This window comes from Klebsiella sp. 10 (genome assembly GCF_018223925.1).
GTDB lineage: Bacteria > Pseudomonadota > Gammaproteobacteria > Enterobacterales > Enterobacteriaceae > Klebsiella > Klebsiella pneumoniae.
Window position 1 is genome coordinate 58,327 of sequence record NZ_JAGRRB010000005.1, and the last position, 17,308, is coordinate 75,634.

At 58.2% G+C, this 17,308-nt stretch carries 16 protein-coding genes; 6 read left to right on the forward strand and 10 right to left on the reverse strand.

Annotated features, from left to right (window positions below):
* Positions 1 to 5: 5 nt before the first annotated feature.
* From dam to KHQ26_RS06275, 9 genes are all read right to left on the reverse strand, one after another.
* Positions 6 to 833, reverse strand: a complete 828-nt coding sequence (dam, locus tag KHQ26_RS06235; RefSeq protein WP_002920260.1) for an adenine-specific DNA-methyltransferase — start codon at positions 831 to 833, stop codon at positions 6 to 8.
* 78 nt (positions 834 to 911) lie between these two features.
* The gene (gene damX, locus KHQ26_RS06240) at positions 912 to 2,186 is read right to left on the reverse strand and encodes a cell division protein DamX (RefSeq protein WP_020804862.1); all 1,275 of its coding nucleotides are present in this window, start codon (positions 2,184 to 2,186) and stop codon (positions 912 to 914) included.
* Positions 2,187 to 2,270: 84 nt separating this feature from the next.
* Positions 2,271 to 3,365 carry a 3-dehydroquinate synthase gene (gene aroB, locus KHQ26_RS06245; RefSeq protein WP_004150047.1) on the reverse strand — a complete coding sequence of 365 codons (1,095 nt, stop codon included), beginning with the start codon at positions 3,363 to 3,365 and terminating at the stop codon, positions 2,271 to 2,273.
* A 55-nt stretch (positions 3,366 to 3,420) separates the two neighbouring features.
* Positions 3,421 to 3,942 carry a shikimate kinase AroK gene (aroK, locus tag KHQ26_RS06250; protein ID WP_002920267.1) on the reverse strand — a complete coding sequence of 174 codons (522 nt, stop codon included), beginning with the start codon at positions 3,940 to 3,942 and terminating at the stop codon, positions 3,421 to 3,423.
* A gap of 270 nt (positions 3,943 to 4,212) precedes the next feature.
* Entirely contained in the window at positions 4,213 to 5,457 is a 1,245-nt protein-coding gene (gene hofQ, locus KHQ26_RS06255) for a DNA uptake porin HofQ (RefSeq protein WP_004174030.1), read from the reverse strand.
* Complete coding sequence (locus tag KHQ26_RS06260; protein ID WP_002920279.1) at positions 5,390 to 5,773, reverse strand: HofP DNA utilization family protein; 384 nt, start codon at positions 5,771 to 5,773, stop codon at positions 5,390 to 5,392. The genes hofQ and KHQ26_RS06260 overlap by 68 nt, the downstream gene beginning before the upstream one ends.
* Complete coding sequence (locus tag KHQ26_RS06265; protein ID WP_015959091.1) at positions 5,763 to 6,191, reverse strand: hypothetical protein; 429 nt, start codon at positions 6,189 to 6,191, stop codon at positions 5,763 to 5,765. The genes KHQ26_RS06260 and KHQ26_RS06265 overlap by 11 nt, the downstream gene beginning before the upstream one ends.
* The gene (locus tag KHQ26_RS06270; protein WP_004174028.1) at positions 6,181 to 6,714 is read right to left on the reverse strand and encodes a PilN domain-containing protein; all 534 of its coding nucleotides are present in this window, start codon (positions 6,712 to 6,714) and stop codon (positions 6,181 to 6,183) included. Before KHQ26_RS06270 ends, KHQ26_RS06265 begins: the two co-directional genes overlap by 11 nt.
* Entirely contained in the window at positions 6,698 to 7,498 is an 801-nt protein-coding gene (locus KHQ26_RS06275) for a hypothetical protein (protein WP_020323926.1), read from the reverse strand. Before KHQ26_RS06275 ends, KHQ26_RS06270 begins: the two co-directional genes overlap by 17 nt.
* Before the next feature lie 118 nt (positions 7,499 to 7,616).
* On the opposite strand from KHQ26_RS06275, the gene mrcA reads away from it, so the two are divergent.
* Positions 7,617 to 10,175 (forward strand): peptidoglycan glycosyltransferase/peptidoglycan DD-transpeptidase MrcA, encoded by a 2,559-nt coding sequence (gene mrcA / locus KHQ26_RS06280; RefSeq protein WP_004185951.1) that lies wholly within the window; start codon positions 7,617 to 7,619, stop codon positions 10,173 to 10,175.
* A 53-nt stretch (positions 10,176 to 10,228) separates the two neighbouring features.
* Here mrcA and nudE read toward each other — a convergent pair whose 3' ends face one another.
* Positions 10,229 to 10,789, reverse strand: a complete 561-nt coding sequence (gene nudE / locus KHQ26_RS06285; protein ID WP_002920321.1) for an ADP compounds hydrolase NudE — start codon at positions 10,787 to 10,789, stop codon at positions 10,229 to 10,231.
* A gap of 320 nt (positions 10,790 to 11,109) precedes the next feature.
* Between nudE and KHQ26_RS06290 the strand changes: the two genes are divergently transcribed.
* The 5 genes from KHQ26_RS06290 (at position 11,110) to pckA (ending at position 17,267) form a co-directional block, all read left to right on the forward strand.
* Positions 11,110 to 13,239 carry an intracellular growth attenuator family protein gene (locus tag KHQ26_RS06290; RefSeq protein ID WP_004174025.1) on the forward strand — a complete coding sequence of 710 codons (2,130 nt, stop codon included), beginning with the start codon at positions 11,110 to 11,112 and terminating at the stop codon, positions 13,237 to 13,239.
* Between the two features lie 60 nt (positions 13,240 to 13,299).
* On the forward strand, positions 13,300 to 13,983 hold the full coding sequence (yrfG, locus tag KHQ26_RS06295; RefSeq protein ID WP_004181456.1) for a GMP/IMP nucleotidase: 684 nt from the start codon (positions 13,300 to 13,302) through the stop codon (positions 13,981 to 13,983).
* Entirely contained in the window at positions 13,980 to 14,381 is a 402-nt protein-coding gene (gene hslR, locus KHQ26_RS06300) for a ribosome-associated heat shock protein Hsp15 (protein WP_004188326.1), read from the forward strand. The genes yrfG and hslR overlap by 4 nt, the downstream gene beginning before the upstream one ends.
* 18 nt (positions 14,382 to 14,399) lie before the next feature.
* Entirely contained in the window at positions 14,400 to 15,284 is an 885-nt protein-coding gene (gene hslO / locus KHQ26_RS06305; RefSeq protein ID WP_004188324.1) for an Hsp33 family molecular chaperone HslO, read from the forward strand.
* Positions 15,285 to 15,644: 360 nt separating this feature from the next.
* Positions 15,645 to 17,267, forward strand: a complete 1,623-nt coding sequence (gene pckA, locus KHQ26_RS06310) for a phosphoenolpyruvate carboxykinase (ATP) (RefSeq protein WP_002920331.1) — start codon at positions 15,645 to 15,647, stop codon at positions 17,265 to 17,267.
* Positions 17,268 to 17,308 lie beyond the last annotated feature (41 nt).

Genomic DNA, 17,308 nt, shown 5'->3' on the forward strand with positions numbered 1-17,308 from the left:
GAAATTTATTTGGTCTTAGGCGGACGGTAGAGCGCTAATAGCTCGTCCACCTTTTTACGCGTACCACCGTTGCTGCTGATGCTGCGCCGCACCTTCACAATATGCGTTTCTGCCGCGTTTTTATACCATTCCTGCGTCAGCGGCGTGCGGTGGTTGGAAATCAGCACCGGGATGCGCTTTTTCATCAGCGATTCCGCCTTTTGCGCCAGCAGTACCTGTTGTTCCAGGTTGAAACTGTTGGTGTGGTAGGCGGTAAAGTTCGCCGTCGCCGTTAGCGGCGCATAGGGCGGATCGCAATACACCACTGTGCGGCTATCCGCACGTTGCATGCACTCTTCGTAAGATTCGCAGTAAAACTCGGCGTTTTGCGCCTTCTCGGCGAAATGATAGAGCTCAGCTTCGGGGAAATAGGGCTTTTTATAACGGCCAAACGGCACATTGAACTCGCCGCGCAGATTGTAGCGGCACAGGCCATTGTAGCCGTGACGGTTCAAATACAGGAACAGCACCGCGCGACGCAGCGGATCCTGGCTTTGGTTAAATTCATCACGATACAGGTAGTAGCGCTCAGCGACGTTATTTTCCGGGGTAAACATCTCACGGGCGGCGGCGACGTATTCGTCGGTGCGCAGTTTGACGATGTTGTACAGGCCGATTAAGTCACTGTTGATATCCGCGAGGATATAACGAGAAAAGTCGGTATTAAGAAATACCGACCCGGCGCCCACAAAGGGCTCGATCAAGCACTCGCCTTCCGGCAAATGCTTTTTAATATCGTCAAGCAGGGGGAACTTTCCCCCTGCCCACTTCAGAAAAGCGCGATTCTTTTTCATGCTGCCTAACTAATTACACGTTCTCCGGCTGTGGAGAAAGCTCCGACAGCATCCTGCGCTTAAGACTACCCCACGGCATTATTTCAGGTCAGCCTGAACCTGATGCAGCGGTTTTGCCCATGGATTTTTCGCCTGCACGTCCGCCGGCAGCGAGGTGACAGCACGTTTCGCTTCATCTTTCGATGCATAGATACCGCTCACCAGCACGTACCATGGTTGGCCGTTACGCGACGTTTCATAGACAACATATTTATCCAGCTTCTCTTTCTTCGCCCAGTTGTTGAGGTTGTCGTAGTTAGAGGAGCTGCTGAGCTGCAGAGTATAGTGACCCGACGGCGCAGATTTCATTGAGCTGACGTCACCTGCCGTCTTCCCGGTCTTCGCTGCCGGCGCTGCCGCTGCGGTCGTCGTGGTCGTCGTGGTCGGCTTGCTCTGAGCGGTGGCCACCGGTTTGCTTTCGCTGACGGACGTTTTCGCCGGAGCGGTGGTCGCCGTGCTTTCAACATGCTTCTGCTGGACCGGCTTCGATTCTACCGGCGTTTTCGCCACGGCCTGTGGCTTCGGCTGCGGCTTCGCTTCGATAACGGTATGCTTACGTTCAGCCGGACGCGGGGTCGCTGCTGTCTGACGCTCGGTCGCCTGGCGCGGCGCCGCGGTGCCATTGGCGCCATTCCGGATTGGCGCGACGGTAGCCGGTTCAGTCGGCAGCGTCGAGTTAGCCACGGCGCCGTCCAGTTGGCCCTGCTGCTGGGTCAACGCATTGTTCAGATCGCCCTGAACTTCGATACGCTGCTGGCCCTGCGGCGCAGCCGCTGCCTGGCCCTGCGTCGGGTTCGCGGCAATAGGCGGTACCGTTACGTCCTGCTGTGAGGTGCTGTTAGCGGCGGCAGTCTGATCCTGGCCGGCAGCAGGCATGCTGGCGGACTGGTCGTCAGACAGATTAATGCTCTTCTCGCCGGAAGCGGTCTGCTGGCTGGAAGATGATGGCGATTTCAGTGCGGAACCGATACCCACGATCAACAGCAGCAGCACCAGAATCCCCACACCCATCATGATGTACTGGCGGGAGGCCGGTTTGGCCGGCGCTTTTTTACGCTTGCGCGGACGACGCTCTACAGGCTGCTCTTCGAGCATCTCCTCGTCTTGCGCATCCAGTTCTTCTTCGAACTCTTCCTCTTCACGCTCGCGACGGGCCTTACCAGCGCGCGTCGGACGGCCTTCATCGGCATCAAGATCAACATCGTCAAAATTGATCTGCGGATCGGCATCACGCTCGGAAGACTGACGGGAACGACCAGCACGACGATCGTTGCGATCGGCTTTCATATCGTCTTCTGGTTTGAAATCATCCATTTAACACCCCACTAAAAGGCTTATGCTCACGATTATTGCACATCACCCGAAATGATAACGCCGCGCGAACGCGGCCAGACCTTCTTATTGTTGCGCCTGCTGAGTATCAGCAATCGCGCCAAGAACCACATCGTGCGGCACTCCGCCGCGCAGCTCGCTGCTTCCTATTGCGAGCGGGAGCACCAGCCGCATTTCGCCAGCCAGTACCTTTTTATCGCGCATCATATGGGGCAAATACGCCTGCGCACTCATTTCCTGCGGGCCGCGTACCGGTAAGCCTGCACGCTTGAGCAGCTCGATAATGCGCTGAGTATCCTGCGCGCGGAACTGTCCCAGCCGTTCGGACGTGCGTGCCGCCATCACCATACCTGCCGCCACCGCTTCGCCATGCAGCCAGTTACCGTAGCCCATTTCCGCTTCGATAGCATGGCCGAAGGTATGCCCAAGATTGAGTAAAGCACGTAACCCGGTTTCACGCTCGTCGGCTGCCACAACCTCCGCTTTCAGTTCACAGCAGCGGCGAATGCAGTACGCCATGGCGGTATCGTCCAGCGCCAGCAGCGCATCAATGTTGTTTTCCAGCCAGCTGAAGAATTCACCATCCAGGATCACCCCGTACTTGATGACCTCAGCCAGTCCGGAAGCGAGCTCGCGCTTCGGCAGAGTTTTCAGACAGTTAAGATCAACTACCACGGAAACCGGCTGCCAGAAGGCGCCAATCATGTTTTTGCCGAGAGGGTGGTTCACTGCGGTTTTGCCGCCGACCGACGAGTCGACCTGCGACAACAGGGTGGTAGGGACCTGGATGAAACGCACGCCGCGCTGATAGCTTGCCGCGGCGAAACCGGTTAAATCACCGATCACCCCCCCGCCAAGCGCCACCAGAGTGGTGTCGCGGCCATGTGGTTTTTGCAACAGCGCAGTAAACACGGTATCCATCACCGCCAGGCTTTTGTATTGCTCGCCGTCTGGCAGAATGACGCTGTCAACGTTGACCCCTGACTGCTCCAGCGCAGAGCGGACGGTATCCAGATAAAGCGGCGCCAGCGTTTCGTTGGTGACCAGCATAGCCTGGTCGCCCGACTTGAGTGGCAGGAAGGAAGCTGGATCGTTAAACAAACCAGCCGCGATGGTAATCGGGTAACTACGTTCCCCGAGGGTAACAGTAAGCCTCTCCATAACGCGACATCCACCTCAATGACTATTACTCTGACGCACTTTTATTAAGCCAGAATCAGTTGCTTTCCAGCATATGAATAATCTGGTTCGCGACGACTTTCGCACTCTGATCGTCTGTGCGGATAGTCACATCGGCGATCTCTTCATACAGCGGGTTACGCTCGTCAGCCAGCGCTTCCAGCACTTCACGAGGCGGCGCATCGACTTGTAGCAAAGGACGCTTTTTATCGCGCTGCGTACGGGCCAACTGCTTCTCGATCGTAGTTTCCAGGTAGACCACCACGCCGCGGGCGGAGAGACGGTTACGCGTTTCACGGGATTTTACAGAGCCGCCGCCAGTCGCCAGCACAATCCCCTGTTTTTCCGTCAACTCATTGATAATTTTCTCTTCACGGTCGCGGAAGCCTTCTTCGCCTTCAACATCGAAGACCCAGCCCACATCAGCGCCAGTGCGTTTCTCAATCTCTTGATCAGAATCGTAAAATTCCATGTTGAGCTGTTGGGCTAACTGGCGCCCAATAGTGCTTTTGCCGGCACCCATAGGCCCAACCAGAAAGATATTGCGTTTCTCTGCCATTTTTTCGGTACTACTAAGACTATTCGTTAATGATAAACCCGCTTCGCAGACACCCAGCGCCGCAGGGCATGAACTGAAACCTCATATGCAATAGAGCGAGAGTCAGACTAAAAATTATCTCAATACTCCGGCTGGTTTGGCAACTGAATAAAATCGCCGGACAATAAAGGGAGGATTGATGTCGTACCCGACTCTCAAATCGGTACCCCTTGTATGCTAAATCCGTCCTCACGTCAAACACCTGAAACGTGTTTAGCATGAAAAACCTGCTTAACGTACTGCCAGAATCCGTGGCGTAATAAAGACAACCAGTTCGCGACGTTCATTATCTTTCCCGTCACGACGAAACAGACGTCCCAGTACCGGGATATCGCCAAGCAGCGGGACGCTGTCGCGGGCGGTTTTGTTTTTCTGCGAAAAGATGCCGCCCAACGCTAAAGTCTCGCCGCTGCGAACTTCCACCAGGGTCTCTATCTCCTGCTTATCGATGGCCAGCGCTTCGCCGTTTTCCTGCTTCAGCACCTGGCCTGGCGTATTCTCGCTTATTCGCAGCTTAAGCCGCACTCTTCCCTGCTGCAGCACCGTCGGCGTGACCTCCATGCCCAGCACCGCCTCTTTGAACTCCACCGAAGTGGCGCCGCTTTCGCCACTGGAAACCTGATAGGGGATCTCGCTTCCCTGCTTGATGCTGGCAGGCTGCATGTGGGAGGCCAATAAACGCGGGCTGGCAATAATTTCGACCTGCTGCTTGCGCTCCAGCGCGGATAGCTCCAGCTCAAGCAAGCGACCGTTGATCTTGCCGATGTTAAACCCTGCGCGGGTGCTGGCATCGTTTACCGATACATCGCTGCTTAGGGTGGTGATTTGCCCGGAGCCTGGCGGGCTTCCGGCTTCCGCAAGCCGCCACTTCACCCCCAGCTCACGAAGGCTGGTTTCGCTCATCGACACGATATGGGCGGCCAGCTCCACCTGGCCGACCGGCAGATCCATCTCCTGCGCCCAGGCCTTCAACGCCGGCAGGTGCCGGGCATCATCGCGGATCAGCAGCCGATTAGTCCGTTTGTCCGCCATCAGGTGTCCCCTGGCGCTGAGCAGCTTTCCGCCGCTTTTAGCCAGCTCCTCAGCGTCGGCAAAGTGCAGGGTCACGCTCTCCGCCTGCAGGGGCAGGTTCTGCAGGCGTTTCTCCTGTTCGGCTTCACGCTGCGCCTGATTTGCCTTTTGCCAGGCCTGAGTGTGCGCGTAGATGACCGTCCCCTGCTGTTGCAAAGAGAGACCCGCGCTATCCGCTACCGCCCGCAGCGCCTGGCTCCAGGGAACCTTCTGCAGACGCAGGGAGAGCGTGCCGCTGACGTCCGGCGCGACGACGAGGTTCTTATGGTTCATTTCGGCCAGGGCTTGCAGCACCTGGGCCACTGGCGCATCGTCAATCACCAGCGAAACCGGTTTATCATTGCGGGCGGCGGGGGCCACCGCCAGCGGCAGCAGCAGAAGCAGCAGGCTTATCCATCGCATCATGTTGTTTCCCTTCACGTTGCCAGCGCCACGCTGGCGGTTCACATCCCGAAGACGTGACGATGTCCAGCTCACCGGCCGTCAGCCGGCTCACCCGCCAGCCCGTGGGCAATTGCTCATCCATGCGTACCCGTCGCCACTTTCCGTTCCCATCCTGCAGAAACCCCGTCCAGCCAGCCTCATCCCCAACCGCCCCGCCATAGCGCCATTGCGAAAGCTGCGCCGTGCGGCAGGGATCCTCAACCGGCTGGAAAGGGTCACGCTCGGCCGCCAGCAGCGACAGCGGTAGCCACAGGAAGATCCAGCGTTTACCGCTCATCTTCCGCCTCCAGCAGCAGTCGCAGGCGGAGCGTCTGCGCCTCACGGCCCAGCGAAAACGAACGCGGATTCATCCCGCAGCGCGCCAGCCAGGAAAAAAGCGCGGGTACCGTTGACCAGGACAGGGTCAGCTCCATCTCGCCGCCGCTTCCCTGCGGACGCCAGGCGATAAGCTTCGCTCCGGAGAGCGGAATGGCTATGGGCGAAAATGACTGCGTGTCGATGCGCGCCCCGGGATTTTCCTCGCCGGGGATGCGCAGCGCCATGATCCGCCGCCACTGCGTTTGCAACGCCGCATCACGGGTTACCGCCGCCTGCGGAGGGCGCAGATCGCGCCAGAGCGCCACGCCGCCTCCCGACAGCCCCATTGCGAGCAGGATCGGCAGCCCCGTCCAGGTGCCCCGAAGGTTAATCCGCATCAGCGCGCGCTCCCGTCAGGGTAAAACTGAACTGCCAACGCCCCTCGGCGTCGCGCTGGGTCCCGCCGGCTTTTGCCGGCGCGAATCCCGCGACGCGAGTCAGCGCAGCCTCCACGCTGGTTAACGCCTGCAGGTTAAGGGCCAGGCCGTCCAGCGTGAGGAGTACGCCCTGGTACTCCAGCCGCGTCAGCCACGCCTGCGCGGGCAGATCTGCCGCCAGCGCCTGCAGCCTGGGTTGCCAGGCGGCGATCGCCGATCTGCGCTGGTACTGCTGGCGCTGCCGTTGATGCTGCTGCCACGCCTCACGCATCGCCTGCTCGCGCTGCTTAAGCGAAGCGAGCAGCTGCGCGTCGGCCGTCGTGTGAAGCGTCGCCAGGAAGTCGCGCTGCAGACGCGCCGTTCGGCTCACCAGCAGGCCCATCCCGCCCAGCAGCACAATGCCGATGGTTAACAACAGGACGTAGCGCAGGCGCTGGCGGCGACGCAGGTCGCGCCAGGGAAGAAGATTAACGACATGCGTCATGCCGCCCGCCTCCCAGCGCCAGCCCAAGGGCAATGGCGTAACGATCGCCATCGGCTGGCAGCGGGGGCTGCCGACGGTGAATCACTTGCCAGACATCAAAGCGACTGGCCTCATCGCCCGCGTCAATACACAGGCGCAGCGGAACCTGAAGCTGCCCCGCCAGCTGGCTTAAGGACCCGACATCAGCGCAGGCGTCACTGCCCCAGGCCTCACGGGTCGCCCACAGCCAGCGCTTTTCATCCCGCCACGCCAGGCCCTGGTCTGCCGCAGTCATCCAGGGGAAAAAGGCGCCGAGCGCACTGGCATCCGGTACGATGGCCGCCACCCGCAGCCGCAGCCGCCCTGCCAGCTCCCGCAGAACATTGATATCCAGCCGCTGCGCCGCCGTAACCTGCCAGCCGTCATCCCGCGAGGTGGGCGCATAATCAATACATAGCGCGGAGGCAGGCATTGCCAGCTGCTGGCTCATGGCGCTGGCTACCCACGTCGCCTGTTCCCGCTCCCGCAGGGCGAACTGGGGATACGGAAGACGCTTTTGCAGTGTGCGCACCGCGGGAAAGGCGATACTAACCTGATGCTGCGCCGGTAGCTCCCGCCGCCAGGCGGCCAGCCGCGAACCGAGTGCGCTGACGTCCGCCACCATTCCCTGACGTACCAGCCCCGGCGGCAATGGGATACGCCACCAGCGGCGCAGCGCCCAGTGTGAACGTTCATGCAATAGCGCGACAATGGCAATGCTATCCTGTTGGATATGCATTCCAAGCCGCCAGTTTCTGAAAGCCATGCTTACGATCTCCTTATCCGGCAAAACTGCCCGGCTATATCAATGCACCTGGCTTGCCTTTATACTACCGCGCGTTTGTTTATAAACTGCCCAAATAAAACTAAATGGGAAAACACCGGTGAAGTTCGTAAAGTATCTATTGATCCTTGCAGTCTGTTGCGTACTGCTGGGAGCAGGCTCGATTTTTGGCCTCTACAAATACATAGAGCCGCAACTCCCCGACGTCGCAACCCTGAAGGATGTGCGTTTGCAGATCCCGATGCAGGTCTATAGCGCCGACGGTGAGCTTATTGCGCAGTACGGCGAAAAGCGCCGTATCCCTGTGACGTTGCAGCAAATTCCCCCCGAGCTGGTGAAAGCGTTTATCGCCACCGAAGACAGCCGCTTCTATGAGCACCACGGCGTCGATCCGGTAGGTATTTTCCGCGCCGCCAGCGTGGCGATGTTTTCAGGCCACGCCTCCCAGGGCGCCAGCACCATCACCCAGCAGTTAGCGCGTAACTTCTTTCTCAGCCCCGAGAAGACGTTGATGCGTAAGATTAAAGAGGCCTTTCTGGCCATCCGCATCGAGCAGTTGCTGAATAAAGATGAAATCCTTGAGCTGTATCTGAACAAGATCTACCTCGGCTACCGCGCCTATGGCGTCGGCGCCGCGGCGCAGGTCTATTTTGGCAAACCTATCGACCAGCTGACCCTGAGTGAGATGGCGGTGATTGCCGGTCTGCCGAAAGCGCCTTCCACTTTTAACCCGCTCTATTCGATGGATCGCGCGACCGCCCGTCGCAACGTGGTGCTGTCGCGTATGCTGAGCGAAGGATACATCACCCAGGCGCAATACGATGAGGCGCGCAGCGAACCCATCGACGCCAGCTATCACGCGCCGAAAATCGCCTTCTCCGCCCCTTACCTGAGTGAAATGGTGCGCCAGGAGATGGTGAATCGCTACGGCGAGCAGGCCTACGAAGACGGTTATCGGGTCTATACCACCATTACCCGCAAAAACCAGCAGGCGGCCCAGCAGGCGGTACGCAATAACGTGCTGGATTACGATATGCGTCACGGCTACCGCGGCCCGGCCAGCGTACTGTGGAAAGTCGGTGAAACGCCGTGGGAGACGAAGAAGATCGTCGATTCGCTGAAGCGTCAGTCTGGCTACGGTCCGCTTTTCCCGGCGGTGGTCACCTCCGCGAATGCCCAGGAGGCTGTCGCGCTGTTGGCTAACGGCGACTCCGTTTCGCTGACGATGGAGGGCGTGCGCTGGGCCCGTCGCTTTATCTCTGATACGCAGCAAGGGGCGACCCCGCGTAAAGTCAACGACGTTGTGCAGGCCGGGCAGCAGATCTGGGTACGCAAGGTGGGTGACAGCTGGTGGCTGTCCCAGCTCCCGGACGTCAACTCAGCGCTGGTCTCCATTAACCCGCAAAACGGCGCGATTATTGCCCTTGTCGGCGGGTTTGACTTTAACCAGAGCAAATTCAACCGCGCCACCCAGGCGCTGCGCCAGGTCGGCTCCAACATTAAACCGTTCCTCTATACCGCCGCGATGGATAAAGGCTTAACGCTGGCAAGTATGCTCAACGATGTGCCGATCTCGCGCTGGGATGCGGGCGCAGGTTCCGACTGGCGGCCGAAGAACTCGCCGCCGCAGTATGCCGGTCCGATTCGTTTACGCCAGGGCCTGGGGCAGTCGAAAAACGTGGTGATGGTGCGCGCTATGCGCGCCATGGGCGTAGACTACGCCGCCGAGTATCTGCAGCGCTTTGGCTTCCCGGCGCAGAACATTGTCCACACGGAATCGTTGGCGCTGGGCTCAGCCTCCTTTACGCCCCTGCAGGTCGCTCGCGGTTATTCGGTGATGGCCAACGGCGGCTTCCTGGTCAATCCTTTCTTTATCAGTAAGATTGAGAACGATCAGGGCGGGGTCCTCTTCGAGGAGCGTCCGAAAATTGCCTGTCCGCAGTGTGATTTACCGGTAATTTACGGCGATACGCCAAAATCCAACGTGCTGGAAAACAAGGATGTGGAAGATGTCGCCACCTCCGCGGAACCGCAGAATGGCAACGTGCCGCCGCAGCCGCAGCTGGAGCAGGCCAACCAGTCGCTGGTCGCGCAGAGCGGCGCACAGGAATACGCGCCGCATGTGATTAACACACCGCTGGCCTTCCTGATCAAGAGCGCGCTGAACAGCAACATCTTTGGCGAGCCGGGCTGGATGGGCACCGGCTGGCGCGCCGGACGCGATCTGCAGCGGCATGACATCGGTGGGAAAACCGGGACCACCAACAGCTCGAAGGACGCCTGGTTCTCAGGCTACGGACCGGGCGTGGTGACCTCGGTTTGGATCGGCTTTGACGATCATCGTCGCGATCTTGGCCGGACCACCGCCTCCGGAGCGATTAAAGATCAGATCTCTGGCTATGAAGGCGGTGCCAAAAGCGCCCAGCCGGCCTGGGACAGCTTTATGAAGAGCGTGCTGGAAGGCGTTCCGGAAGAACCGTTAACTCCGCCGCCGGGTATCGTCACGGTGAATATCGACCGCAGCACTGGTCAGTTGGCGAACGGGGGCAATAGCCGGGCGGAGTACTTTATTGAAGGAACCCAGCCCACCCAGCAGGCAGTCCGTGAGGTGGGCACCACCCTGACTGACGGCGGCGGTGAAACCCACGAATTGTTCTGACAAAAAAAGCGCCTGCGGGCGCTTTTTTATTGCTGCTTAGCGTGGACGCTCGTTCAGAGTCGGCCCTGGGCCTGCAGCCATTCCCGCACTAAAAACAGCGCGCTGACGTTACGGGCCTCGTTAAAATCTTCTTCATCCAGCAGCGACATCAGCTGCGCCAGCGGCCAGCGCACCTGCGGTAGCGGCTCAGGTTCATCGCCCGGCAGTGACTCCGGATAGAGATCTTCCGCCACCATGATATTCATTTTGCTGGAGAAGTAGGAGGGGGCCATACTGAGCTTCTTCAAAAACGTCAGCTTATTGGCGCCATAGCCAACCTCTTCTTTCAGCTCGCGATTGGCCGCTTCATCCACGGTTTCACCTGGATCAATCAGCCCTTTGGAGAAGCCCAGCTCGTAGGACTCCGTCCCCACGGCATACTCACGAATCAAAATAATGTGATCATCCACAATCGGCACAATCATCACCGCTTCACGGGTGGAAGGCCGCATACGTTCATAAACGCGACGCACACCGTTGCTGAACTCCAGATCGACGCTTTCGACATTAAAGAGGCGCGAACGGGCGACAGTTTCAACATTGAGAATGGTGGGTTTTTGTAATGATTTGCTCATTGTCATCGGTCTATGCTGTGATTAAGCAGTCATTGTGCGATACGCAACACGCTTTCGGCAATCCAAATTGCTACTTATTTACAGAGTTGTAACCTTTTCCCTGCAGGGGGAAAAGTAATAAAGATAAAAAAGTCAATAGCTTGAATTCGCTTTGAGAATTTACCGATTTCTGCGCTTTAACGTTTTTGGTAAGCTTGTGCGCTGCTGCATGACATATTCACTACCCTGTAAGCAGGTGCGCCGCTAACACTGCAGCTTGACGTTAGTCTTCACGTTCACCGACGATTTCGTAAGAAAAAAATAACTTTGATGGGATGGGCATGGGCACCTTTCTGATATTCCTTACAGCTCTGCTAATCTGCGTATTGCTCATCGGATGGTGGTATCGCGCTCACGCCAGACGCCGCCGACTCCCCCTACTGCACGCCTTTAGCGACGCTACCACGCGGCAGCTTCCTGCGGATGAGCGCCAGGCTATTGAGAAGTATGTTGCCGAGTTGAGCCACGCCCAGCAGGTGCCGGCGTCCGGTGCGACCAGCGCGCCTGTCGCTCTGGCGCTGAACGAACAGAGTGATACCGTCTATGCGGTGACACGCGCCATCACCCGCTACGGGATCACCACCGACGCGCCGAATAAATGGCGCTATTTCCTCGATTCGGTTGAAGTTCATCTGCCGCCGTTCTGGGAACAGCATATCAACGATGAAAACAGCGTCGAGCTGATCCCCACCGACAGCCTGCCGCTGGTTATCACCCTTAACGGTCATAGCCTGAGCGACTATCGCCAGGAAGCGCAAAGCTACGCCCTGGAACGCGCTTCGGCCACCCAGGCCTCCATTCGCGGCGAAGAGAGCGAGCAGGTAGAGTTGCGGCAGATCCGTCGGGAAACGCCTGAAGAACACGCTCTGAATCGCCCGGACGGGCTGCGCGAAGCGATCCTGATCGTCGCCTCCTTTCTGTTCTTTTATTTCAGCCTGATTGGGCCAGCTGTCTTTACCCCCTGGCTGGTCGCCGCAGGTTTGTTGCTGCTCGCCGCCGGACTGTGGGGGATTTATGCCCCGCCGCGTCGCGCCGCGCTGCGCGAAATCCATTGCCTGCGGGGCGTCCCTAAGCGCTGGGGATTGTTTGGCGAAAACGATCAGGAGCAAATCAATAACATCTCGCTGGGCATTATCGATCTCATCTATCCGCGCCACTGGCAACCCTGGATTGCCCAGGACCTGGGGCAGCAGACCGATATTGATATCTATCTCAACCGCCACGTGGCCCGTCAGGGACGCTACCTGTCGCTTCATGATGAAGTGAAAAACTTCCCGCTGCAGTACTGGCTACGCAGCGCGATTATCGCCGCCGGCGCCCTGGTGGTGGTGATTATGCTGTGGGCCAGCGTACCGTTGAATATGCCGTTTAAGTTCACCCTGTCGTGGCTGAAGGGCGCGCAAACGATTGAAGCCACTACCGTCAGCCAGCTGGAAAAAGCCCATGTGCGCATTGGCGATACGCTGCGCCTGACCGGTACCGGGATGTGTAATATCCGCACACCGGGCAGTTGGTCCGCCAAAGAGGATTCGCCGTTCCTGCCTTTCGATTGTTCACAGATTGTGTGGAACGACGCCCCTCCTCTGCCGCTGCCGGAGTCTGACATTGTCAGCAAAGCGACCGCCCTGATGCAGTCCGTCCAGCGCCAGCTGCACCCGGAAACCGACGATGATTCCCGCGTCAGCCCTGCCCTACGCTCCGCCATTCAGAAATCAGGCATGGTGCTACTGGATGATTTCGGCGATATCGTGCAGAAAACTAACGATCTCTGCTCGGCAAAGGATGATTGCCTGCGGCTGAAGAATGCGTTGGTCAATCTTGGCAATACCCGTAACTGGGAAACGTTAACCAAGCGCGCCACCGCCGGCAAGCTGGATGGCGTGAACGTGCTGCTGCGGCCGGTCAGCGCCGAGTCGCTGGAGAATCTGGTGACCACCTCAACCGCGCCCTTTGTGATACGCGAAACCTCACGGGCCGCGCAGGCGCTGAACAGCCCGGCTCCCGGCGGTTTTCTTATCGCCAGCGATGAGGGCAGCGTACTGGTCAATCAGCCGTGGCCGGCGGTGAGTCTGTATGATTATCCGGCCCATGAGCAGTGGGGCGAACTGCGGCGGCTGGCCGGTATGCTCATGCATACCCCCTTCCATGCCGAAGGTATCGTTACCAACCTGTTTACTGACGCCAACGGCACGCAGCATATCAACCTGCATCGCATCCCCGACCGCAGCGGCCTGTGGCGTTATCTGGGCATCACCCTGCTGCTGCTGTCAATGGTGGGGTGCATGGCTTACCACGCCGTGCAGGCCCTGCGTCGTTATCAACGCCATCGTCAGCGTATGGAAGAGATTCAGAAATATTACGAAAGCTGCCTTAATCCGGTTTTGCTCCCCTCATCTGACTCGCAAGATTAATTTTCCCGGCGACAGGGTGTGATACCCTGTCGCCCATTTTCCGCTCGCTGGAGAGTCATCATGCACTTTGATATCGCCTGGCAGGAGGTCGATACCGTTCTGCTGGATATGGACGGCACGCTCCTGGACCTCGCCTTCGACAACTACTTCTGGCAAACGCTGGTGCCTGAAACCTGGGGGGCCGCCCGCGGCCTCAATTTGCAGGAGGCGAAAGACGCCATGCGCCAGGAGTATCACGCCGTGCAGCATACGCTAAACTGGTACTGTCTGGATTACTGGAGCGAGCGCCTGGGTTTGGATATTTGTGCGATGACCAGCGAACAAGGTCCGCGCGCCACGCTGCGCGAGGATACCGTGCCGTTCCTTGATGCGCTCAAGGCCTGCGGTAAGCGACGCATTCTGTTGACCAATGCCCATCCCCACAATCTGGCGGTGAAGCTCAAACACACCGGCCTGGACGCGCACCTTGATTTATTACTTTCCACCCACACATTTGGTTATCCGAAAGAGGATCAGCGTCTGTGGCGCGCCGTGGCGGAGGAAACTGGCCTTGAGGCGCACAAAACGCTGTTTGTCGACGACAGCGAGGCGATACTGGATGCCGCGAGGGAGTTTGGCATTCGTTACTGCCTGGGTATTACCAATCCTGACTCCGGACTGGCGGAAAAGCAGTATCTGCGCCATCCGGGGCTGAATGATTACCGACGACTGATCCCTTCGCTTACCCCGAAGGAGAGGCGATGAAAGAGAAGCCCACCGAAACCGTCAGACTGGACAAATGGCTTTGGGCCGCCCGCTTTTACAAAACCCGCGCGCTGGCGCGGGAAATGATTGAAGGCGGCAAGGTTCATTACAACGGACAACGTAGCAAACCCGGAAAAATCGTCGAACTCGACGCCATTCTGACGCTGCGCCAGGGCAACGACGAGCGGACGGTGCGCATTATCGGTATTACCGAACAGCGCCGCCCGGCAAGCGAAGCCGTCAACCTGTATGAAGAGACGGCGGAGAGTATCGAGAAGCGTGAAAAAATGGCCCTGGCGCGCAAAATGAACGCCCTGACCATGCCGCACCCTGACAGACGTCCGGACAAGAAAGAGCGCCGCGACCTGATGAGATTTAAACACGGCGAGAGTGAATAACTCGCGCCAGAAAGAGAGATGATTATGACTCAACACGATCAATTACATCGTTATCTGTTTGAAAACTATGCCGTGCGCGGCGAGCTGGTGACGGTGTCGGAAACCCTGGAACAGATTCTGGCGAATCACACCTATCCCCAACCGGTCAAAACGGTGCTGGCGGAGCTGTTGGTCGCCACCAGTCTGCTGACCGCGACGCTGAAGTTTGCCGGCGACATTACCGTACAGCTGCAGGGGGATGGCCCTTTACAGCTGGCGGTGATCAACGGCAATAACCAGCAGCAGCTGCGCGGCGTCGCGCGCGTGCAAGGCGAGATTGCGGACGATGCGGATCTGAAAACGATGGTCGGCAACGGCTACCTGGTCATTACCATCTCTCCGGAAGAAGGTGAGCGCTATCAGGGCGTGGTCGGTCTGGAAGGCGATACGCTGGCCGCCTGCCTGGAAGATTATTTCCAGCGTTCAGAGCAGCTGCCGACGCGCCTTATCATCCGCACCGGCGATCATGAAGGCCAGCCGATGGCGGGCGGGATGCTGCTGCAGGTGATGCCGGCGCAGGATGCCCAGACTGCCGACTTCGAGCACCTGGCGACGCTTACCGAGACCATTAAGGCGGAAGAGCTGTTCACCCTGCCGGCAAATGATGTGCTGTGGCGTCTGTACCATGAAGAAGAAGTCACTGTCTACGACCCGCAGAGCGTGGAGTTCAAGTGCACCTGCTCCCGCGAACGCTGTGCCGGCGCGCTGAAGACGCTGCCGGATGAAGAGATTGATAGCATCCTCGCCGACGAAGGCGAAATTGACATGCACTGCGACTACTGCGGTAACCACTATATCTTCAATGCCATGGACATCGCCGAGATCCGTAATAACGCCTCTCCGGCCGATCCGCAGGTTCATTAATCCCCGCATCTTTCTCAGGCACAGGGCGGCAATGTTGTTTGTCGCGTTGTGCCTGACTTTTAATTTATTCGCGAGTTGAATCGATTTTCCCTGAAAGAGTTACGTAATTTAATTTCAGGAAAGCGATTACATTCACATTTCGGCAGTTTTTTTAATTACTTTTTAACCATTGAGAAACATCTACCCCCACCATCCGCCCATTTCCTGAGATAATCCACTCCACTTCGTGACAGGAGTCACCGTTTTTATCGTCATTCTGAGGAATGTCGAGATACGTAAATCTATGAGCCTGGTCGCGGTCAATACCCGGCAATTAACCCTACAATTTACAGCAGTACATCTTGGCTAAGGAGCAGTGACATGCGCGTTAATCATGGTTTAACCCCGCAGGATCTCAAGGCTTATGGTATCAATGACGTCCAGGATATCGTCCACAACCCCAGCTACGACATGTTGTTTCAGGAAGAGCTCGACCCGAACCTGGAAGGCTACGAACGTGGCGTATTAACCACTCTGGGGGCTATCGCCGTCGACACGGGCATTTTTACCGGTCGTTCTCCGAAAGATAAGTATCTCGTGCGCGACGACACCACCCGCGACACCGTCTGGTGGTCCGATAAAGGCAAAGGTAAAAACGACAACAAGCCGCTTTCGCAGGAAACCTGGCAGCATCTGAAAGGGCTGGTGACCCAGCAACTGTCCGGTAAACGCCTGTTTATCGTCGACGCTTTCTGCGGCGCCAACGCCGATACCCGTCTCAGCGTACGTTTCATTACCGAAGTGGCCTGGCAGGCGCACTTCGTTAAAAACATGTTCATCCGTCCGAGCGATGAAGAGCTGGCTGAATTCGAGCCCGACTTCATCGTGATGAACGGCGCGAAATGCACCAATCCGCAGTGGAAAGAGCAGGGCCTCAATTCGGAAAACTTCGTCGCCTTCAACCTCACCGAGCGCATTCAGCTGATCGGCGGTACCTGGTACGGCGGCGAGATGAAGAAAGGGATGTTCTCGATCATGAACTACCTGCTGCCGCTGAAGGGCATCGCCTCCATGCACTGCTCAGCCAACGTCGGCGAGAAAGGCGATGTCGCCATTTTCTTCGGCCTCTCAGGCACCGGCAAAACCACCCTCTCCACCGACCCGAAACGCCGCCTGATTGGCGATGACGAACATGGCTGGGATGACGACGGCGTGTTTAACTTCGAAGGGGGCTGCTACGCCAAGACCATCAAGCTCTCTGAAGCGGCCGAGCCGGATATCTATCACGCCATCCGCCGCAACGCCCTGCTGGAAAACGTGGTGGTACGCGCCGACGGCACGGTCGATTTCGATGACGGTTCAAAGACCGAAAATACCCGCGTCTCCTACCCCATCGACCACATCGACAACATTGTTAAGCCGGTGTCTAAAGCGGGTCACGCTACCAAAGTGATCTTCCTGACGGCCGATGCGTTCGGCGTCCTGCCGCCGGTCTCCCGCCTGACCGCCGACCAGACGCAGTACCATTTCCTGTCCGGGTTTACCGCCAAACTGGCCGGCACCGAGCGCGGCGTAACCGAACCCACGCCAACCTTCTCCGCCTGCTTCGGCGCCGCCTTCCTGTCGCTGCACCCGACGCAGTACGCCGAAGTGCTGGTCAAACGCATGCAGGCGGCTGGCGCACAGGCTTATCTGGTCAATACCGGCTGGAACGGCACCGGCAAGCGCATCTCGATTAAAGATACCCGCGCGATCATCGACGCCATCCTCAATGGCTCGCTGGACAACGCGGAGACCTTTACCCTGCCGATGTTTAACCTGCAGATCCCGACGGCGCTCCCGGGCGTGGATACCCACATCCTCGATCCGCGCAGCACCTATGGTTCCCCGGAGCAGTGGCAGGAAAAAGCCGACCAGCTGGCGAAGCTGTTTATTGAGAATTTTGAGAAGTATACCGATACGCCAGCGGGCGCCGCGCTGGTGGCGGCAGGACCGCAGCGCTAACGGGCGCAAAGGTGAAAAAGCCGGGCTTGCCCGGCTTTTTA